The sequence below is a fragment of the Polyangium sp. 15x6 genome (assembly GCF_029960785.1).
Taxonomy (GTDB): Bacteria; Myxococcota_A; Polyangia; order Polyangiales; family Polyangiaceae; genus Polyangium.
In genome coordinates this window covers 1-20,370 of the sequence record NZ_JASBQE010000155.1, presented here as the reverse complement: position 1 = coordinate 20,370, position 20,370 = coordinate 1, and the positions used below count along the sequence as shown (strand labels likewise).

Below are 20,370 nucleotides of genomic sequence, written 5' to 3'. Positions count from 1 at the left end.
CGCGGCCGGCGGGGGCGGCGGGGGCGGCGGAGGCGGCGGGGGCGGCGGCGGGGGCGGCGGCGGCGTGTCCGCACCACCATTCAGGGACGCAGAGGCCGTGCAACCAGTCATCGCGCCGAGGGCGCCGACCATCAGCACGGTGCACAGAACGGGAGCCAGGAACTTTTGCATAGAGATTGATCTCCTCCGAGAAGCACGGGCCGCGGCCAAGCCATGGTTCACCCGCGTGCAGGCAGCCGTCGAGCCGAACGGGTCTTGGACGCGCTTCTATCAGGTTTCTTCAGGCGGTTTGGAGTTTTTCTTTCGCCGCTCGAGACCCCCCACCCAACGTCGCAGCGTGCGGACGCCTTACGCGCCCATGCCTCCACCACCTCGACGTTTCTCGTGGGCCAAACGGCTCACCCGGGCACGTTCCCGCCGTCCACGCGCCCATCCCCCTTTCGTCATCGAATCCCCCTGACAAACCAGAGGGCGCCGCCGAATCACACGCCATCCCCCGCTGACGTGCGCCGAATGCGCCCTCCGTTCTACACCACGAAGGCCTTCGAAGACCACGTCGGGCGACGAGGGGCCGGCGGCGGGCTGGCCCCTCGTCCGACGCGAGCCTTCACGGCATCGGGGCGCAGGGATCCGGCGGGGGCTCGCCCGGCATCGCCACCGGACCGAGCTGCACGGCCTTGGCGTTGAAGCCGAGGCCGATCGAGATGCCGTCACACTCGGCGCCCGGGTTCTGCGTGCCGTCCTTCATGATGTCGGACGCCTGGCGGATCAGGTTCAGGATGCTCTGCAGCGTCGGCGAGGTCGGATCACAGAACGACTCGTCGAACGCCGCCGCGACCTTCGAGATCTCCGAGATGAGCGCCTCGGTCTCGAGGACGCCGGCGATCGTGCCGTTCGTGCCGCCGTTGCGATCTGCGTCGAGATCCACGGTGATGACCGCGCTGTTGATGTCGAGCGCGATCGTGAACCCGCTGATCGAGAGCGAGAGCTTGACCGTGCCCTTCGTGCCCGAGACCCACGTGTTCTTCACGACGTAGCTCTTCGGGAAGAGGATCTTCGCCGAGGCCGGATCCGCCGGGTCGTTCAGGAGCTCGGGGATGAGCGGCCACTGGTCGGTGCCGTCCCACTTCGGCGCAGCGCCGAGATCCGCGCCGCCGTAGAGCTTCGCGGGCAGGCTGTTGCAGTCCGCCGACGTGCCGAGCGACGACATGTCGAGCATGATCGTGAACTCGCCGTTCGTGATCGCTTCGTTCGCCTGCGTGCTGAGGTCCATCGAGAGCGTGAGGATGGTCGGCAGGATGTTCTTGCCGAACGAGTTGTCCCGGCCGTCGGTGCCGTCCGGATACACGACCGCCGGCGAGCCGCCCGCGCGCGGCTTACACAGGCCGACCGACTCCTTCGTCGAGGCGCGACCGTCGAGGTCGTAGCCGAACGCCTTCCAGCCATCCTTGGTATTCGGCGTGCCGTCGCGATCCACGTCGCCAAGGAAGAGCTCGCTCATCGCCATCACCTTGCCCGCGCCCTCGCACGCCGCCAGGCCAGCGGGCTCCTCCGGGGGCAAGAGGCCAACGGGATCCTCGGGCGGCGGCGCCGGGGGTTTTTCCTCGACCGCGTCGGAGCCGCAGCCCCCGAGAAGCGCGAGCGAAGTCGCCGCAAAGACAGCAGTGAGAAGACGAGTGCGAAGCATAGAAACCTGACTCACTTTCCCGAACCCGAGCGCGGGTCGTTCGCAAAGCGCACGGCAGCCAGTCGAGTGCTCGTGGACGGGGCGCATGCTAGCCATGCTGAAGCCTTTTCAGCAAGGGCGATCCCAGCGCGCAACGCATCGTACACGGCCAGAGTGAAGCCGTACGATGCAGCTTCACGAGCGACGCAAAGCATCACGAACACGCGCCTCGTTTCGGTGACGCGCGCCTATCCTGAAGCGAGCTCGCCCGAGCCGAAAGCAACGCCGAGGCAAGATCGATCGTGGCAGCCGAGTTCGTTCATCTCCACGTCCACTCGCAGTACTCGCTGCTCGACGGGGCCCTCAAGATCAAGGACCTCGTCGGCAAGACGAAGGCGCTCGGGATGCGCGCCGTGGCGCTGACCGATCACGGCAACATGTTCGGCGCGATCCAGCTCTACAAGGCGTGCAAGGACGCGCAGGTCGGCGCCATCCTCGGCTGCGAGGTGAACGTCGCGCGGCCGCGCTCCGCGCGAAACGACGTGCCGAGCGGCAAGACGGACGACGCGCCGGTCGATCACCTGGTGCTGCTCGCGTCGAACCTCGAAGGCTACAAGAGCCTCGTCCGGATCGTGTCCGAGGGGCACGTGACGCCCGCGAGCGGAGCCGCGCCGAGCGTGCCGCTCGACTTCATCGCGCAGAACAACAAGGGCCTGATCGGCCTGTCCGGCTGCATGGGCGGCGTGCTCGCGCAGCGCGTGCTCGAGGAGGGCGAGGACGAAGGGCGCGCGGCGATGGATCGGCTCGTCGAGGCGTTCGAGCCGGGCAGCCTGTACGTGGAGCTGCAGGATCACGGGCTCGTCGAGCAGCCGGTGCTGAACGGGATCCTCACGCGCCTCGCGAAGGAGCGGGGTTTGCCGATCGTCGGGACGAACGACGCGCACTTCGGCAGCCGTGACGACGGCGAAGGGCACCTCTACCTCTCGTGCATCGCGGCGAACCGCTCGTATGCGGACGCGTTCGCGGCGCATCACCAGAGCTTCGAGATGTTCCTCAAGTCGCCGGAGGAGATGACGCACGTCTTCCGCGACCACCCGGAGGCCATCAAGAGCACGCTGGAGATCGCCGAGCGGTGCGCGGGGCTCAAGCTGAAGCTCGGCCAGCCGATGCTGCCGACGTTCGCGCTGCCGGAGGGGTTCGATACGAACTCGTACTTCCGGCACGTCTCGCACGAGGGGTTGACGAAGCGCTTCGAGGAGTTCGGCCGCGGGGGCAAGACGGTCGACCAGGCGGCGTACCGCAAGCGCCTCGACATGGAGCTCGACGTCATCATCGGGATGAAGTTCCCCGGCTACTTCCTGATCGTCTGGGACTTCATCCGGCAGGCGAAGGAGATGGGGATCCCGGTCGGGCCGGGCCGCGGCTCGGGCGCGGGCTCGCTCGTGGCGTACGCGCTGCGCATCACGGATCTCGATCCGATCCCGTACAACCTGCTCTTCGAGCGCTTCCTGAACCCGGAGCGCGTGAGCATGCCGGACTTCGACGTCGACTTCTGCATGGATCGGCGCGACGAGGTGATCCGGTACGTCGCCGAGAAGTACGGCAAGACGAGCGTCGGGCAGATCGCGACGTTCCACGAGCTCAAGGCGAAGAGCGTCATCAAGGACGTGGCCCGCGCGATGGGTTTCCCGCCGGCCGAGGCGCAGAAGATCGCGAACCTGATCCCGCAGAAGGGGCCGGGGCAGACGTACACGATCCCCGAGTCGATCGAGATCGAGCCGAAGCTCAAGGCGCACATGGAGAGTGATCCCTCCGTGCGCGAGCTGCTCACGCAGGCGCAGAAGCTCGAGGGGCTCACGCGGCACGCCGGCATGCACGCGGCCGGCATCGTGATCAGCGAGGGTCCGCTCTGGGACCACGTGCCGTGCTTCCGGAACGGCGAAGCGCTGGTCACGCAATACTACAAGGACGACGTCGAGCAGGCGGGCCTCGTCAAGTTCGACTTCCTCGGCCTGAAGACGCTCACCGTGATCGACATCGCGGTGCGGCTGATCCACGCGCGGCCCGATCAGAAGGGCAAGACGGGCGCGGAGGTGTTCGACATCAACGCGATCTCGCTCGAGGACGAGGAGACGTTCCACCTCCTGCAGTCGGGCGAGACGACGGGCGTGTTCCAGCTCGAATCGAGCGGCATGCAGCAGCTCTTCAAGGATCTGCGCCCGACCAACTTCGAAGACATCGTCGCCGCCGTCGCGCTCTACCGCCCCGGCCCGCTCGGCACGGGCATGGTGAAGGACTTCGTCGACTGCAAGCACGGGCGAAAGCCCATCGCGAAGATGCACGACCTCGTCGACGAGCTGCTCAAGCCGACCTACGGCGTCATCGTCTACCAGGAGCAGGTCATGCAGATCGCGCAGCAGCTCGCCGGCTACACGCTCGGCGGCGCCGACCTGCTCCGCCGCGCGATGGGCAAGAAGAAGCCCGAGGAGATGGCCAAGCAGAAGTCCATCTTCGTCGAGGGCTCCTTGAAGAACGGCGTGTCCGCCGAGGACGCCGATCGCATCTTCGGTCTGCTCGAGTTCTTCGCGGGGTACGGCTTCAACAAGAGCCACTCGGCCGCGTACGCGCTGATCACGTACCAGACCGCGTACCTCAAGCGTCATTACCCGGTGGAGTTCCTCTGCGCGCTGATGACCGCGGATCGCGACAAGATCGAGAAGGTCGTGCGGATCATCGCGGAGGGCCGCGCCTGGGGCGTCGACATCCTGCCGCCCGACATCAACGAGTCGAACATCGACTTCTCGGTCGTCTACAGCGAGCCGGGCAAGGCCACGAAGAAGGTCGGCCGGAAGGCGCCGAGCAAGATCAAGGACGCCGATCCGTACGATCCGAAGATCCGCTTCGGCCTCGGCGCGATCCGCGGCGTGGGCGAGTCGGCGCTGGAGGCGGTGCTCGAAGCGCGCACGTCGGGCGGCGCGTTCTCCGATCTGTTCGACTTCGCCCAGCGCGTCGACGCGCGGCGCGTGAACAAGGGCGTGCTCGAAGCGCTCACGCAGTCGGGGGCGTTCGACGCGACGCTCGTGCCGCGCGGGATCACGAGGGCGCGCGCGTTCGCCGCGCTCGATCAAGCGCTCGAGCGCGCGCGGAGCGCGAGCAAGGATCGCGAGCGCGGGCAAGGGTCGCTGTTCAGCCTGTTCGCGAAGGCGGCGCCCACGACGGAGCAGAAGCTCGACGAGTACCCGCAGTGCGAGCCGTGGGATCTGCGCGAGATGCTGGTGCGCGAGAAGCAGTCGCTCGGCTTCTACGTCTCGGGGCATCCGCTCGATCGGTACGGCACGGAGCTCAGTCGTTTCGAGGTGATCGCGGCGAGCGCGCTGCCGCATAAAGATCCGTGGTCGAAGGTGCGCGTGGCCGGAATGGTCGAGGGCTACCGCGAGCGCATCTTCAAGGGCGGTGGCGGCAAGGTCGCGTTCTTCCACCTCGAAGACACGAGCGGTCGTGTCGAGGTGAAGGTGCGTGACAAGCAGATCGAGGCGTACGGCACGCTCCTGCAAGGCAACGAGCCAGTGCTCGTGTCGGGCAAGGTGAGCTTTCCGCAAGTGGAGGAGGGGGCCGAGGACGAGCAGGCGGCGCCGCGCGAGCCGACGCTGATGCTCGACGAGGTCGTGCTGCTCGCGGACGCGATCCGCGCGGAGACGAAGAGCGTGCGCATCCGCGTGCAGGCGCGGAAGGCGACGCGGGATCACATCGGCAAGCTGCGGGACGTGCTGGCGTCGAGCCGCGGCGTTTGCCCGGTGCACCTCTTGATCCAGCTCGACGACGGAGCCGAGGCCGTGCTCGCGCTCGGGCGTGATCTCACGGTGACGCCGAGCGACGAGATGCTCGCGCGGCTGGAGAAGCTGTTCGGGGAGAAGGTCGCGGAGCTGCGTTAGGTCGCCGGCAGATCCGCCATGGCTCGGGACAGATCCGCCATGGCCTGGCGACGCGTCCGCCATGGCTCGCGACGCGTCCGCCATGGCTCGGGACGTGTGCACCATGACCTGCGACGCGTCCGCCATGGCTCGGGACACGTCCGCCATGGCTCGGGACAGATCCGCCATGGCTCGCGACGTATGCGCCATGACCTACGACGCGTCCGCCATGGCTCGCGACGCGTCCGCCATGGCCCACGACGGCGTGACCGTGCGTCAGGCCGGCTCCGCCGGAGCCGCCCGCCGCCGCGTCGTGCCGAGCAACCGCCGCGTGGTGATCGGCAAGAGCTGCGGGATCGAAGGATCCTGCTCGTGTGCGCGATTCCACACCTTCATCACCCGCTCCATGTACGCCAGGCAAATCCCATCCTGCAGATCGAGATCCGCCTGCGTGACGCCGCCCTGCGTGCGCGCCCCGGCAGCCTTCTCGCTGGTCGACTTCACGCGCGCAGCGAGCGTCTCGCTCTCCTCGAGGTCCTCAGCCGTGAGGCCACCATCGAAGAGTTGAAGGGCCGCCTTGGACTCCCCCTGGGCGACGAGATCACGCGCAAGCGCGACGAGCGCAGCGAGCGAGGTAGCGAGGGTCTGCGCGTCGACGACGCGGCCACGCGCCTTGTCCACCCGCTCGGCAAGGCCAGGCGCATGGTCCGCGACGCCCTCGAGCGTGGTCGCAAGGCGCTCCCGCTCGGCCATCCCCTCGGCATAAGTCGTCTCGGCGATCGCAAGAGCAGCAGCGCGATTCCGCTCGCGTCCCTCGATGGAGAGGCTGCGTTGCTCCACGAGATCCGCAAGCCTCTTGCCCGCATGCACGAAGACACGCAGGAGCGCATCGGAGAACCCGAGGAGGAGCTTTCTCTGCGCCGGCGTGCTCTTGGGCCAAAACTCCGCCGTGATGCCGCCAAAACGCACGAGATCGGTGAGAATCTTCTCACTCCGAATACGCGTGCCGCGCTCAATGAGCTCGCCCGGCGGAACATCAATCGCATAGAGGGCAGCCTGTTCCGGGGTGGGCGAGGGGACCACCTGGAGGAGGTAAGGCCAGGTGTAGGTGGCCTGCGCGGATGTCATGGCCCGAAGGTACCCGAGGGGCGCGGTGGATCGTAAGGGGCGTCGCGCCGGGGTTTCACCCCGGACCCGACCAGGGGCTATCCGCCCCTGGACCCGGACCAGCGCAAGCGCTGGACCCGTGGTCGATGAACTGCGCGATGCGCAGTTCATCGAACAGGCCAGGTCAAGACCGGCGACGACCCTGCCAAGCAAGACCGCCGCGACTGGCAACGTTGTCCCTGGTCTTGCACCGGCCTGTGGGAAGAACTGCGCATCGCGCAGTTCTTCCCCAAATGGTCCAGGGCTTGCCCTGGCGCGGGTCGAGGGGCGCGTAGCCCCCGCGGGGCCCGGGGCAGCGCCCCGGCGAGACGTCACCCTTCCGACGCGCGCGTGAGCAGCGATTCGAGGCGCGGCTCGACGGAGACCTTGTCTTCCTGGTGCTTGAGCAAGAGGCCGAGCGTGTCGCGGACGAGGTCCGGATCGAGCTTGCTCTTGCCGAGCAGGACGAGGGCGCGCGCCCAGTCGAGGGTTTCGCTCACGGCGGGGGCTTTGCGGAGGTCCATCTTGCGCAGCTCGCCGATGAACGCGACGAGGTGCGAGGCGAGGGTGTGATCGATGCCGGGGACGACGAGCTCGAGGATCGCGAGCTCGCGTGACGAGGCCGGGTAGTCGAGGAAGGCGTGCAGGCAACGCCTGCGGAGCGCCTCGGTCATCTCGCGCGTGGCGTTCGTCGTGAGCAGCACGAGCGGCGGGTGCTTGGCGCGGAAGGTGCCGAGCTCGGGGATGGTGACTTGCAGCTCGGAGAGGATCTCGAGGAGGAACGCCTCGAATTCGGGATCGGCGCGATCGACCTCGTCGATGAGCAGGACGACGGGCGCTTCGCTGCGGAGCGCGGCGAGCAGCGGGCGGGAGAGGAGGAAGTGCTCCGTGAAGAAGGAGGCTTCGCTCTTGGCCACGATCTGCGCGGCCCCCGCGATGGTTGCGCCGTGTGTCTCCGCGGCGATCGCGTCACGCAGGAGCTGCGTGTAGAGCATTTGCTTCGCGTAGTCCCACTCGTAGAGGGCTTTGGCCTCGTCGAGGCCCTCGTAACACTGGAGCCGGACGAGCGGACGGCCGAGGGCCTGGGCGGCGGCGCGGGCGAGGTCGGTCTTGCCGACCCCCGCGGGCCCTTCGAGCATGAGGGGGCGCTCCATGCGGAGGGCGAGCCAGAGGGAGAGGGCCGTGGCCGGGTCGCAGAGGTAGCGCGCCCCGCCAAGGGCAGCCGAAAGCGCCTGGGGAGAGGCGATCGGATCGGGGGAGGCGGTCACGGCAAGCACGGTAGCATGGCCATCCCCGCGGAAAGCCGAGGCATGTTCCACTCGTGTCCTGCTATAAACCGAGCAGATGGGCGAGGACGGCCACGATCTCGTGCGCGTGGACGGCACGGGTACGGCGCACCCAGTCGGCAAGCTGGCGAGCCAGCGGATGCGCGCGCGGCAAGGCGCGTTCCGACTGATGCCGTCTCCTGCGCACGTGGTCGTCATGCGCCGCGCGGACGCGCCCGAAGCGGGGAGCCTCCGGCTCTGCGGCGAGATCACGAGCGCGAGCGCGCTCTGCGACATCGTGTCGATGATCGGCCAGAGCGCATGGACCGGCGAGCTCGCGATCCACGACGGCGCGACGAACCGGAGCATCTTCTTCGAGCATGGCGCGGTGGTGGGCGCGTACTCGAGTGCCGAAGGAGAGCGGCTCGGCGAGGTGCTCTATCGGTACGGCGCTCTCTCGCTGGAGCAGCTCCAGGAGGTGGCGAAGGCCGTGACGGGCGACGTGCGCTTCGGCGAGACGGCCGTGCGCATGGGGCACATCTCGCGCGAGACGTTGTTCCAGCTCATGGGTCGGCAGGTCGAGGAGATCGTCTACGCGGTGATCCGCGCCGAGAGCGGGATGTTCTACTTCCTCGATCGTTTCGACGAGGCGCGGCTGACGTCGCGACAGAACGTTCCCGTGAGCGGCCTCTTGATGGAAGCGGTGCGGCGCATGGACGAGATGCGCTACTTCCGCGAGCGCATCCCGTCGGCCGAGCACGTGCCGGATCGCGTGCCGGATCGACCGCCGCCGAACGACGGCGACTTCGCGCAGGTCTATCGGGCGATCGACGGCGTGCGAACGGTGGCGGACATCTGCCGCGCGGTGGGGCAGGGGGAGTTCGAGGTCACGCGTCAGATCTTCCAGCTCGTGCAGGGAGGTTGCGTGACGGTGCGGGCGCCGCGGCCCACGGGGCCGGCTGCGATCGTGGCGCTCTTCAACGAGGCGATGTCGATGGTGATGCGCGAGGTCGACGCCGTGAAGCGCGGCGACGAGGTCCGGCAACACCTTGCCTCGTTCGCGACGGGCGCGGGCATCTACGACGCTCTCTTCATGCGCGCGGGACCGCGACCGGACGGGACGCTCGACGACGCGCAGATCATCGAGAACGTGGCGATGCTCGTGGGCCCCGATCAAGCGGAAGCGATGCTCGCGCAGTGGCTCTACGACTACGTCTCGTTCGCGATCTTCATCGCGGAACCTGTCCTGCGCGAGGCATCGACGCGAAGCGGAGCAGGCGCGCCGCTGCTCGCGAAGAGCGTCGCGGACATCATCGCGCCTCTCGTGGTGGGAGGCGCCGGCCGGTAACCTCCTTGCATCGACCGCACCGCGGTCGATGCACCAGCGGTCCAGGGCTTGCCCTGCAAAGGGGGGCGGACAGCTACAAAAACTTTCCCCCGCATCGACTGCGCTTCGCGCAGTCGATGCCCAGAGGTCCAGGGCTTGCCCTGGTCCGGGTGCAGGGGCGGACAGCCCCTGCTCGGGCCCGGGGTGAAACCCCGGCGCTACGCTACGAAACAGTCATCCCCGCCGAATGTCGTAGGCGCGGATCTTCTTGTGGAGGTTCGTGCGCTCGACGCCGAGGACGATGGCAGCGCGTGAGATGTTCCAGTCGAGACTCTGCAACACCTCGATGATGTAGCGACGCTCGGCTTGATCGCGGAACTCGCGCAGCGTGAGCCGGCGACCGCCTTCTGTGCGCGGGATGTTCTCGATCGAGGGCGGGAGTGGGCCTGGCGGCGTGCGCGTCGGCTCGCTCGGATCGGGCGCTTCGGGGGTTTGGAGATCGTCGTCGAAGGGGCTTGCGTGGGGATCTTCGGGCAGGTCGGCGATTGTGACCGTGTCGCCGGAGAGGATGGCTGCGCGCTCGATGGCGTTCTTCAGCTCGCGCACGTTGCCTGGGAAGCTGCGGCGTTCGAGCGCGGCGTGGACGGCTGGATCCATCCGCTTCGTCTTGAGCCCGTTCTCCTTGCAGAACGAGGCCATGAAGGCTTCGGCGAGTGGACGGATGTCCTCGTTGCGCTCGCGCAGCGAGGGCACGCGGATGGGGAAGACTGCGAGACGGAAGAAGAGGTCCTCGCGGAAGCGACCGGCTGCGACCTCGCGGCTCAGATCCTTGTTCGTCGCTGCGAGCACGCGCACGTCGACTTGCAGCGTCCGCTCGCTCCCCAAGCGGCTGATCTCCCCGGATTGCAGCGCGCGCAGCACCTTCGCTTGCGCCGAGGGCTCCATGTCGCCGATCTCGTCGAGGAACAACGTCCCGCCGTGCGCTTGCTCGAAGAAGCCGCGCTTGCGGGACTGCGCGCCCGTGAAGGCGCCGCGCTCGTGGCCGAAGAGCTCGCTCTCGATGAGCTCGCGCGGGATCGCCGCGCAGTTCACCTTGACGAAGGGGCCCGCGATGCGCGGCGACAGACGGTGGATCGCGCGGCTCACGAGCTCCTTGCCCGTACCGCTCTCGCCCGTGATCAGCACGCTCGCCTTCGTCGGCGCGACGCGATCGATCTCCTTGTAGAGCTTCTGCATCACCGGCGCGCGGCCGATCATCTCGTAACGCGCGAGCAGCTCCGCCTCGAGATCCCGCACCTTGCGCGCGAGCTCCGACGAGTAGAGCGCGTTCTTCACGCTGACGAGCACGCGCTCGCGGCTCACGGGTTTTTCGAAGAAGTCACCCGCGCCGAGCTTGATCGCCTTCACCGCGTCGTGAACCGTCGCGTGCCCGCTGATCGCGACGACGGGTAGGCTCTTCGTGGCTTCGTCGCGGCGGATGCGCTCGAGCAGCTCGAGACCGCCCATGCCGGGCAAGAGCAGGTCGATGATCGCGAGATCGACGGGCCGCCCGCCGTTCGCGAGGATCTCCAGGGCTTGCTCGCCGCTCTCGGCCTCGATCACCTCGTAGCCTTCGCCGCGCAGGACGAGATCCAGGGTGCGACGGATGTTCCGCTCGTCGTCGACGACGAGGACGGTGGGGGCGACGGCGGCCCCCAGGGCCTCGCCGGGGGGCGCCTGGGGCGTAACGAACGAGCTTTCCATGCCGCACCCATCCATACCTGCCTCCCGGCGGGGCAGGAAGCACTGGCGCGCCGGCCGCGAAAGGGCTACGGAGCGCGGGATGGGCAAGGTCTGCGGTTCGACGTCTTCGAGGCCCTCGGCGAGGCTCGCCCGGGCCCTCGGCCTCGTCGCGCCCCTGCTTCTCCTCGCGGCTGCGGGGTGTGATCTCCAGGTCGGCGACGGGCGCAAGGCGACCCTGACCTACACGGACGACGCGCGCGCCGCCTACGAAGAGGCGATGCGCTCCTACCGCAGCAAGTCCTGGGAAGACGCGCGCGCCCTGTTCGCCGAGGTGCGCAAGCTCTTTCCGTACAGCCGGTACGCGACGCTCGCGGAGCTGCGCATCGCGGACCTCGAGTTCGAGCAGGAGAAGTACGCGGACGCGGTCTCGGCCTACCGCGAGTTCATCCAGAACCACCGCACGGATCGCGACGTCGAGTACGCCCGCTACCGCATCGCCAAGTCGCTGTTCCGCGACATCGACGACACGTTCCTCCTGCCGCCGCAGGAGGAGCGCGATCAAGGCACGGCGCTCGAAGCCTACCGCGAGCTCGGCGCGTTCCTGCGCGATAACCCCCGGAGCCGCTACTCGGAGGACGTGCGCAAGATGCACGCCGCCGTGCAAGGTCGGCTCATGCGGCACGAGCTCTACGTGGCGCGCTTCTACCTGCGGCAAGACGTCTACCCGGCGACGATCGCGCGGATCGATCACGCGCTGAAGCTCTTCCCCGGATCGGCGCTCGAGCCCGAGGCGCTCGTGCTGAAGGGCGAGACGCTCATGCGGATGAACAAGCTCGACGAGGCGCGCGCCGTCTTCCAGAAGGTGCTCGACGAGTACGGCGGGCCCTTCGCCGTGACGGCGAAGCGGTTCCTCGCGGAGCTCAACGAGCAAAAAGCGGCGAGCAAGCAGGGAACCTAGAGCGGATGGACGCGTCGCAGAGGCGCCCCACGGCGGGCGTGCGTTACGCGCTCGAACGCGCGGACGAAGAAGAAGCAGGCACGACGTACCGGGGGTTCGCGCATCTGCCCGATGCGGATCTGCCGCTCGAAGTTCGTATCGAGCAAGCGAGCGAGGGCGGCGCCGAGGGGCGGGCGAACGTGACGGCGCGGCTCGAGGGCGCGCCCGTTGGGGTGGACGTCGCGGGTCTGGAGAAAGCGGGCGCCGCGTTGGTCAAAGCGGCCCTGCGCGCGGCGCGTGACGCCGGGCGGGCGATGCCGCGGCGGATCGTGCGCTGGCGTGGCCCCACCTGACTCGGTGGGCGCGGCTTCGGCGTGAACATGCTAAAGGGGATCCAAGGTTCGGCTCGGCATGTCCGAGCGTCTTTGTCGAGGTGTTGCGATGTCTGAAAAGGTGCCCATGACGCCCGAAGGGCAAGCTCGGCTGCGCGAGGAGCTCGAGCGGCTCAAGAAGATCGAGCTCCCGCAGGTGGTCAAGGACATCAGCGTGGCCCGCGATCACGGCGACCTGTCGGAGAACGCCGAGTACCACGCCGCAAAAGAGCGTCAGGGCCTCATCGTCGCGCGCATCTCGTTCATCGAGCAGACGTTGAGCCGCGCCGAGGTCATCGACCCGAGCAAGCTGAGCGGCAGCAAGATCCAGTTCGGCGCCCGCGTGAAGCTCGTGAACGTCGATACGGACGAGGAAGTCGTCTACCAGATCGTCGGGCCCGAAGAGGCCGACATCAAACAGAACCGCATCTCGGTGTCCTCGCCGCTCGCGCGCGCGCTCATCGGCCGCGAGGTCGGCGAGGAGGTCCGCGTCGTCATGCCGGCCGGGCCGCGCACCTACGAGATCCTCGAGATCACCTACGCATGACGAACCGCGGCGGGGAGGGCGCACACGTCCCGCCCGCCGCGCCCCGACCGAGCCGCGCAAAGGGTCGGCTCGCGGTCTCGGCCCCCAAGCCGGACCGGGACGGCGCGAGCGTGGCGCGGCCGCGCGCGCGGACGAGGGATCTTCCGCTCGGATGGCGCATCGCCGACGGCTACCTCGCGATCGGCGTGTTCCTGCTGGTCGAGCTCGTCGTCGTCGGGCTCGTCTTCCGGCGTGAGCTCGTCGGGCTCCACGAGCTCACGCTCGCGCTGGGAAAACTCTGGCCGATCGCGTTCGCGGCGGCAGCGCCGGCCGCTGCGATCGGCGGCGTGATCGTCGAGTGCGCGCGCCACGCGGAAGGGAGATCGGGTCGGATCGGCCTCGCGCTCTCCGCGGCGGGATTTGCCGGCGCCGTGGCGTTCGGCGTGTCCACGGGGCGGCTTCTGTCAGGGCCTCTGCGCGCGCCGTTCGTGGGGATCGTCGCGGTGGTCGCGTTCGCCTTTGCGTTCGCGCTCGGGCCGCTCGTCGCGCGTGCGCTCGCGCCGAAGCTGCGACGGACGTTCAGCCTGGGCGTCTTCCTCGGCGTGATCGCGCTGCTGTTCGCGATCGAGCTCGTCAACCTGCTCGTCCTGCCGCGCCTCTATCCGGCGTTTCATCGTGGCCTCGCGCTGCTCGTGCTCTTGCTCGCGCCCTTCGTCACGGTCGCCTGGGATGCGCCGCGACGCGTGCGGCCCGGGACCACGGACGACGCGGAAGGATCGATCGCGCCCTTCGGCATGAAGCTCGCGCGTGCGGCGCTCGCGCTCGGCGCGTTCGCGCTGTCGGCCGCGGTCGCGCCCTCGGCGGCCGAACGGCTCGCGCCTGCGGACAACGTGCGGCTCGTGTACCTGACGCGCGCGCCGGTGCTCGCGAACGCCGTGGAGATCGCGGCAGCGCTCTCGCCGCCGCCGCCGCTCGACGACACGCCGCTCGTCATGGACCAAGGGCAGGCGGGGCGCGCGGTGGATCTCGCGGGCCGCGACATCGTGCTCGTCACGATCGACGCGCTGCGCGCCGATCACGTCGGCGCGTACGGCTACGGCCGCAAGACCACGCCGACGATCGACGCGCTCGCGGCCGAGGGCGTGGTCTTCGAACGGGCGTACACGCCGACGCCGCACACCTCGTACGCCGTCACCTCGCTCATGACGGGCAAGTACATCCGCCCGCTCGTGCTCCAGGGCCTCGGCGCCGACTCCGAGACGTGGGCGGGTCAACTCCGTCGTTATGGCTACAAGACCGCGGCCTTCTTCCCGCCGGCGGTCTTCTTCATCGACGCCGAGCGCTTCGGCCCGATCCGCGAGCGCGGCCTCGACTTCGAGTACCGCAAGGTCGAGTTCGCGAGCGCCGAGCGCCGCGCCAAGCAGGTCGAGACGTATCTCGACGGCGTCGACAAGAACGCCCGCGTCTTCATGTGGGTGCACCTCTTCGAGCCGCACGAGCCCTACGAGGCGCACCCCGAGCACCCCTTCGGCGATCGCGACATCGATCGTTACGACGCCGAGATCGCCGCGGCGGACGCGGGGCTCGGCTCGATCCTCGCGGCGGTGCGCGCGCGCCGGCCGAACGCGGTGGTGATCGTGAGCGCCGATCATGGCGAGGAGTTCCAGGATCACGGCGGCCGCTACCACGGCACCACGGTGTACGAGGAGCAGGTCCGCGTCCCGCTCGTGGTGCACGCGCCGGGTCTCTTCGCGCCGCGACGCGTGACGGCGCCCGTGCAGCTCGTGGATCTCCTGCCGACGGTGCTCTCGGGGCTCGATATCCCGCGACCGGCGCGCGTGCGCGGCGCGGATCTCGGGCGCGCGCTCGCGGGCACCGCCACGAGCCCGGAGGACGCGCGAGGGTTCGCGTTCGCCGAGACCGAGACGATGACCATGCTGGCGCGCGGGTCGCTCCGGCTCGTTTGTGCTCGAAGGATCGGCGCCTGCGCGCTCTACGACGTGGAGCGGGATCCGGCCGAGACGCGGGATCTCTCGGGCGTGCGCGCGGCCGACATGGCCGACATGCGGAACGAGCTCCGCGGCGTGGAGGCCTCGCACGGGCGGTACGAGATCGCCGGGCTCCGCAGCGAGGGCAAGGGCTGGCCCGAGGCGCTGCGGCGCGGGATCGCGGGGGACGCGGACGCGGCGCTCGACGTCGCCGCGCTGCTCGACGACGCGGACGTGCTCATCCGGCGCAAGGCCGCCGAGGTTCTGTTTGATCTGCAACGGCCCGAGGTCTCGCCGACGATGCGGCTCGCGCTCGTGCGGGACGAGGACGACGAGGTGCGGCGCTGGTCGGCGCTCACGCTGACGAGGCTCGGCGAGGGCGCGCCGCGCACGCGCGAGCTGCTCGAGGATCGTGATCCCAAATGGCGGCGCCTCGCGGCGCTCGCGCTCGCCGAGGGCGGCGACGGCCGCGGCGAGGACGATCTCGTGGCGTGGTTCCGCGAGGCGTACGGCAAGCGCGCGGACAAGCGCGAGGTCCTCTCGTTCGAGCGGGCGAAGGAGATCGTCGCGGCGCTCGCGAAGATCCGCGCCAAATCCGCGCTGCCCGTGCTCATCGCGGCCCTCGATGACGTGCGCCTGCGTCCGCACGTGGCCGAGGCGCTCGCCGCGATCGGCCAGGACGCGGCCCGCCCCGCGCTCGCCGAGCACCTCGCGACCGAGCGCTATCAGCACGCGCGCGTCGCGCTCTCCGAGGCGCTCGTCACGCTCGGCGCGGGCCCCGAGCTCCGCGCCCCGCTCATCCGCCTGCTCGGCGTGCCCGATCCGCTCCCGAACGGCCTCCGGATCGCGCTCCAGGCGGACGTGCTCGAGCTCGTCGGCGGCCCACGCGAGCGCGACCTGGAAAAGCTCCGGCGGTTCGCGCGGAGCGGCGTCGCGGTCGGCATGGTCGTGCCGAAGTCCGACGGCAGCGGCGACGCGCTGCGGGTCCTCTGCCGCGCGCGCTCGAACGACGACCGGCCCGGCGAGATCCGCTTCGGCGTGGGGACGCGGCGCCTCGTGAGCAGCGGCGATCGCGAGACGGGCGGCCTGGTTCCCAAGCGCGCGCCCGAGCTCGATGCGCGCACCGCGGCGACGCTCTACGTCCCGCCGGGCGACAAGCCGCAAGAGGTCTTCGCGCCGCTGCCCGCGGCGGTGAAGGTGCGCCCGGGTCAACACGGCGAGTTCGTCGTCTACGCGACGCAGAACGTGGAGCTCTCGGCCTGCGCGGTCGTCCCGCTCGTCGCCGAGCTGCCTCCGCCGCCGCCCGAGCCGTGGACGCCCGAGAAGGGCGGCGAGGGCTCGACCGACGGAGATCCTCCGCAAAATCCGTGACTTTTGTCACGAACGGGCAGGGGACGGCGGCGCTCCGCGCGGCCCCGGAACGGCCACGAAGTCCCGCGGAAACCGCGATGAGGCCGATTGACGCCGGGGGCGGCGCGGCTAGAGTCCCGGGCGTGTCGCGAGAGGACAAGCAGTCGGAAGAGGGCCGCGCGAAGCGCGAGGACGAGGACGCGCGCGAGGCGGAGAGCGCAGGGGACGACGAGCCTTCGAAGGCGCGCGCCTCGGGCTCCGAGGAAGAGGCGTCGGACGAAGCCGCGCAGCGCGTCGCCGCCGCGCTCGGCGTCGCGGGCGAAGAGGACGCCGCGATCGAGGGCGGAGACGCGGCCGCAGAGCCCGACGAGGACGAGAAGCAAGAGGCCGCGAAGCCGAATCGCGCGGCGCGCAGGCGCGAGGATGCACTCGCGCGGCGCAAGAAGCGCGTGGGCGGAGCGGCGGCTGCGGAGGACGACGCGGCGTTGCCTCGCGACAAGAACGCGCGCGCCAAGGAGCTCCTGAAGCGGCGCCGCGAGCAGGCGGACGCGGCCGAGCGTCGCCCCGTCGCGAGCTCGCTCGACGCGGGCGAGATGGTCGACGACGCGCTCGCGCGGAGCGCCTCGGCCGTCACGAAGTGGCTCAAGGCGAACGTCGGGGTCCTCCAGTGGGTGGTCCTCGCGGTGCTCGTCGGCGCGGGCGGGTATGCGTTCTGGTCGTCGCGCGTCGACAAGAAGCTCGGGAACGCCTCGGCGGATCTCTTCGCGGGCGTGGCTGCGAATCGCGGGCTCGTGATGGAGGAGGACAAGCGTCCCGACGATCAGAAAGAGCTCGATCCGACGCGCGTCTTCAAGAACGAGGCCGAGAAGGCGCAGGCCGCGCTCGACGCGTACGGCAAGGTCGTCGACAACTACGCGGGTACGGGCGCAGCGCTGCTCGCGCGGCTCGGCCAGGGCGGCACGTACCTCGAAAAACGCGAGTGGGACAAGGCGATCGAGGCCTACTCGTCCGTGCTCTCGTCGCCGCTCGCGGCCGCGGATCCCGACGTGAAGGGCCGCGCGACCGAGGGCATCGGGTACGCCAAGGAGGGCAAGGGCGATCTCGACGGCGCGATGGCGAGCTTCAAGGAGCTCGCGGGCATCGACGTCAAGGGATACAAGGACCTCGCGACCTACCACGAGGCGCGCCTCCTCTTCGCCAAGGGCAACAAGGACAAGGCGAAGGAGATCCTGAAGCCGCTCGAGGACAAACTCGCGCTCCCCAGCAAGGAGCCCGAGCCGCTCGAGTACCTCAAGGGCGCGGTGCACGATCTCATGATCCAGATCGATCCGACCGCCGCGGCCATGCAGATGCCTGCGTTCGGCGGAGGCGGCGCGCCTGCGCCCATGCCGGCCGACATCCAGGAAAAAGCGCGGCGCTTGGTCGAGGAAGCCAAGAAGAAGGCGGCCCAGCAGCAGGGCGGGACGCCGTGATGGAAGGACGCGTGAGGGCTCCCGTCGCCATCTCCCGTGGCGTTCTCGCGGCCGCCGCGGCCCTCGCGCTCCCGCTCTTCGGCTGCGAGAGCCTGAGCATCCCGGCGACGCCGCAGGTCCCGACGTGGCTGCACCACCCGGGCGGCACGTTGTCGATCACGTACCGACGGCCGCTGACGGCCGAGTCGCGCCAGCAAGCCGAGGTCTACGAGCGCGGCAAGCCCGCGATCGACGTCGCAGGCCGGCGCGTGTTCGTCCCGTCGAGCGACAACGGCCTCTACGCGCTGCGGGTCGAGGACGGCTCGACGATCTGGCGCTTCGAGACGATGGGGCCGGTCCAGAGCGAGCCGCTCTTCGACGCCGACGAGAACGTCGTCTACTTCGGCTCGAACGACGGCGCGGTCTACAAGCTGAACGCGAGCGACGGCCGCATGCTCTGGCGGTTCGCGACGAACGCCGAGGTGGGTCGGAAGCCGGTCCTTCGGAACGGTGTGATTTACGTCACCAACGCCAACGACACGCTGATCGCGATGAACGCGGCGACCGGGGCGCTCAAGTGGCACCAGCACCGGACGCCGGCGTTCGGCATGGAGGTCGCCGGGTACGCGGGTCCGGCGCTCGGGCGGGACAAGGTCTACACGGCGTACTCGGACGGCGTGGTACTCGCGTACGACCTCGAGGATGGCTCGGAGCAGTGGCCGGCCGTGGATCTCGCGGCCGAGGCGGAGCAGCAGACCGGCGGCGACGTGCCGCGTTATCTGGACGTAGACACGACGCCGTTGGTGGCACGGATCACCTCGGGCGAGGTCGTGATCGTGGGCAGCTACGCGGGCGGCGTGCACGCGCTCGATGCGGAGAACGGCACGCGGGCGTGGGTGAACGAGAAGGCCGTCGGGGTGACGGAGCTCGTTTTGTGGGAGCAGCCGGAGCACGCGCCGCGGACCGGGCCGCTTCCGTCCGTGCCTGGGCAGCGCATCCTGTTTGCTGCGAGCGGGCTCACAGGTCTCTGGGCGCTCGACCCGAACGACGGGCGGACGCTCTGGCGGCGGAACCTGCCGGAGGGCGGGATCACGGCACCGGTTCCGGTGGCGGGCGCGCTGCTCGTGGGGACGACGCGGTACGGCTTGTTCCTGTTTTCGCCTGTGACGGGTGGGCTCATCGACGGGATCCTGCCGGGCGGCAGCTTCGCGATGACGCCGGCCGCGTACGGCGTACGGGCGTTCGTGGTGGGCAACGGGGGATCGTTCCTCGGCGTCCAGGTCACGCCGCCGACGCCGGCACCGGCGCAGACGACGATGAGCTGGCTCGGCGTGAAGGGCGGCTGACGAGCTCGCGGGGGGCGGAGGGGCGTCCGGGGGGACGCCGACGCCCGAAGCACGAACGGCGGGGACGGAACCGGCGCGGGTGACGACCGGCCGCGCGGCCGAGGTGCATCCGCGCGTCGCGGGACCGCCGTGTGTCCAGACGAACCCGAGGAACGCCTGGTTTCAGCCCGGTTTTCGGCTCGGATCCCCCTCCTCCGGGCTCGGTTGAATTTCGCATAAGATACATTATGTCAACTCACGCGATCCGCCTCGGGACGGGTGTGGACGCGGAGCCGGACCTGGCGACGGACGTCTGCCGGACCCAGCCGCGGACCAACCCGAACCCCGGCCGAGCGCCCCGAGGCCGACCCCGGCCCCAAGCCCGGTCGACCTCATCGGAAGACACACGTCTCCCTCGGCGCGCCCTCGCGCACCCCCGCCCTCGCGCGGCGCCGTCCCGACCTACCGGCCCGACGTCACTGCGCCCGGAACGACTTCCAGATCAGAACCTCGCCAGGCCTCGTCAGCGGACGCCCACCCGAGCGCTCCTCCCGCCACCCGAGCACCTTCCGCGACGCCTGGTCGCCGATCTGCACGAAGCCATGGTGCGTGTAGAACGCCTGCGCCCACGTGGCCTTCTCGAACATCCTCGCGACCACGTCATATCGCTCACAACCCAGCGCGTCCTCCTCGAACCGCTGGAGCAGCCGCGTCCCCACGCCGAAGCGCTGGAACTGCGGATGGACCGAGAGCTCTTCGAGGTACGCGACGCCCGGCGACTCGTCTCGCCAGGCCAGGTAGCCGGCGACCACGTGATCGGCCTCGGCGACGAAGACGTTGTGGTGCCGCGGCAAGTGCGCGATGTCGTTCCAGGTTCGCGGCGGCACCTCGGCCGCGTCGAAGCCGAGGTCGTGGTACATCGCCGTGCAGGCCTTCTCGAGCTCGACGAGGTCCGCGACCTGCGTCTCCTGCAGCTTCGTGATGCGGATGCGTTGCGGCCTGACTCGATCCGATGCGTCCGTCATGGGCGATCCCCTTTCGAGCGTCTAGAGACCCACGAGGCGGCCGATCACGGCGGCGTCCTCGTCTCCCGTGGGAACGAGCAGGGCCGTGGCCGTTCCGGGCGGCGGCGCCTGGCCCGGCGCGAGCGGGACGACCCGAATTTCCCCTTCCCGACCGACGACCGCGACCCGAACCGCGACGACGAGCGCCACGCGAGGGGCCATCGGAGCGGCAGGAGCAGGCGCGGCAACAGGCGCGGGTGCAGCCGCAGGCGCGGCGGCCGGGACCGCTGCGACGGCGGGAGCCACGGGGCGCACCGGAGCAGGCCCGACAGGAGCGACGCGGGCCGGCGTGGGCGTGGCCGCCGCGGCGGCGGGCGCCGG

Annotated in this window: 13 protein-coding genes and 1 pseudogene; 8 read left to right on the top strand and 6 right to left on the bottom strand. The window is 69.7% G+C overall.

Annotation, left to right across the window (positions count from 1 at the left end; translation table 11 throughout):
• Nucleotides 1-607 precede the first annotated feature (607 nt).
• On the bottom strand, nucleotides 608-1,687 hold the full coding sequence (locus tag QHF83_RS50040) for a hypothetical protein (RefSeq protein WP_282425270.1): 1,080 nt from the start codon (nucleotides 1,685-1,687) through the stop codon (nucleotides 608-610).
• A gap of 281 nt (nucleotides 1,688-1,968) precedes the next feature.
• Here QHF83_RS50040 and dnaE point away from each other — a divergent pair, with 281 nt between their 5' ends.
• Nucleotides 1,969-5,598 (top strand): DNA polymerase III subunit alpha, encoded by a 3,630-nt coding sequence (gene dnaE, locus QHF83_RS50035; RefSeq protein ID WP_282425269.1) that lies wholly within the window; start codon nucleotides 1,969-1,971, stop codon nucleotides 5,596-5,598.
• A gap of 255 nt (nucleotides 5,599-5,853) precedes the next feature.
• Here dnaE and QHF83_RS50030 read toward each other — a convergent pair whose 3' ends face one another.
• Together QHF83_RS50030 and QHF83_RS50025 are read right to left on the bottom strand one after the other, a co-directional pair.
• The gene (locus QHF83_RS50030; protein WP_282425268.1) at nucleotides 5,854-6,705 is read right to left on the bottom strand and encodes a hypothetical protein; all 852 of its coding nucleotides are present in this window, start codon (nucleotides 6,703-6,705) and stop codon (nucleotides 5,854-5,856) included.
• Between the two features lie 350 nt (nucleotides 6,706-7,055).
• Nucleotides 7,056-7,991, bottom strand: coding sequence for a MoxR family ATPase (locus QHF83_RS50025; protein WP_282425267.1), 936 nt, complete (start codon nucleotides 7,989-7,991; stop codon nucleotides 7,056-7,058).
• 76 nt (nucleotides 7,992-8,067) lie between these two features.
• Between QHF83_RS50025 and QHF83_RS50020 the strand changes: the two genes are divergently transcribed.
• Nucleotides 8,068-9,336 carry a DUF4388 domain-containing protein gene (locus tag QHF83_RS50020; protein WP_282425266.1) on the top strand — a complete coding sequence of 423 codons (1,269 nt, stop codon included), beginning with the start codon at nucleotides 8,068-8,070 and terminating at the stop codon, nucleotides 9,334-9,336.
• Between the two features lie 213 nt (nucleotides 9,337-9,549).
• Here the strand turns inward: QHF83_RS50020 and QHF83_RS50015 are convergent, their stop codons facing one another.
• Entirely contained in the window at nucleotides 9,550-11,058 is a 1,509-nt protein-coding gene (locus QHF83_RS50015; RefSeq protein ID WP_282425265.1) for a sigma-54 dependent transcriptional regulator, read from the bottom strand.
• A gap of 79 nt (nucleotides 11,059-11,137) precedes the next feature.
• Between QHF83_RS50015 and bamD the strand changes: the two genes are divergently transcribed.
• The 6 genes from bamD (at nucleotide 11,138) to QHF83_RS49985 (ending at nucleotide 19,006) form a co-directional block, all read left to right on the top strand.
• The gene (gene bamD / locus QHF83_RS50010; protein WP_282425264.1) at nucleotides 11,138-11,995 is read left to right on the top strand and encodes an outer membrane protein assembly factor BamD; all 858 of its coding nucleotides are present in this window, start codon (nucleotides 11,138-11,140) and stop codon (nucleotides 11,993-11,995) included.
• Nucleotides 11,996-12,000: 5 nt separating this feature from the next.
• Entirely contained in the window at nucleotides 12,001-12,327 is a 327-nt protein-coding gene (locus QHF83_RS50005; protein WP_282425263.1) for a hypothetical protein, read from the top strand.
• Nucleotides 12,328-12,415: 88 nt separating this feature from the next.
• Nucleotides 12,416-12,892, top strand: coding sequence for a transcription elongation factor GreA (greA, locus tag QHF83_RS50000; RefSeq protein WP_282425262.1), 477 nt, complete (start codon nucleotides 12,416-12,418; stop codon nucleotides 12,890-12,892).
• Nucleotides 12,889-16,230 (top strand): sulfatase-like hydrolase/transferase, encoded by a 3,342-nt coding sequence (locus tag QHF83_RS49995; protein ID WP_282425261.1) that lies wholly within the window; start codon nucleotides 12,889-12,891, stop codon nucleotides 16,228-16,230. The genes greA and QHF83_RS49995 overlap by 4 nt, the downstream gene beginning before the upstream one ends.
• 122 nt (nucleotides 16,231-16,352) lie before the next feature.
• On the top strand, nucleotides 16,353-17,681 hold the full coding sequence (locus QHF83_RS49990; RefSeq protein WP_282425260.1) for a tetratricopeptide repeat protein: 1,329 nt from the start codon (nucleotides 16,353-16,355) through the stop codon (nucleotides 17,679-17,681).
• Between the two features lie 11 nt (nucleotides 17,682-17,692).
• On the top strand, nucleotides 17,693-19,006 hold the full coding sequence (locus tag QHF83_RS49985; protein ID WP_282425259.1) for a PQQ-binding-like beta-propeller repeat protein: 1,314 nt from the start codon (nucleotides 17,693-17,695) through the stop codon (nucleotides 19,004-19,006).
• Nucleotides 19,007-19,461: 455 nt separating this feature from the next.
• On the opposite strand, the gene QHF83_RS49980 is transcribed toward QHF83_RS49985, so the two are convergent.
• Both QHF83_RS49980 and QHF83_RS49975 read right to left on the bottom strand, forming a co-directional pair.
• Nucleotides 19,462-20,010, bottom strand: coding sequence for a GNAT family N-acetyltransferase (locus tag QHF83_RS49980; RefSeq protein ID WP_282425258.1), 549 nt, complete (start codon nucleotides 20,008-20,010; stop codon nucleotides 19,462-19,464).
• Between the two features lie 21 nt (nucleotides 20,011-20,031).
• Nucleotides 20,032-20,370 (bottom strand): annotated as a pseudogene (locus tag QHF83_RS49975) (hypothetical protein); the annotation flags it as partial.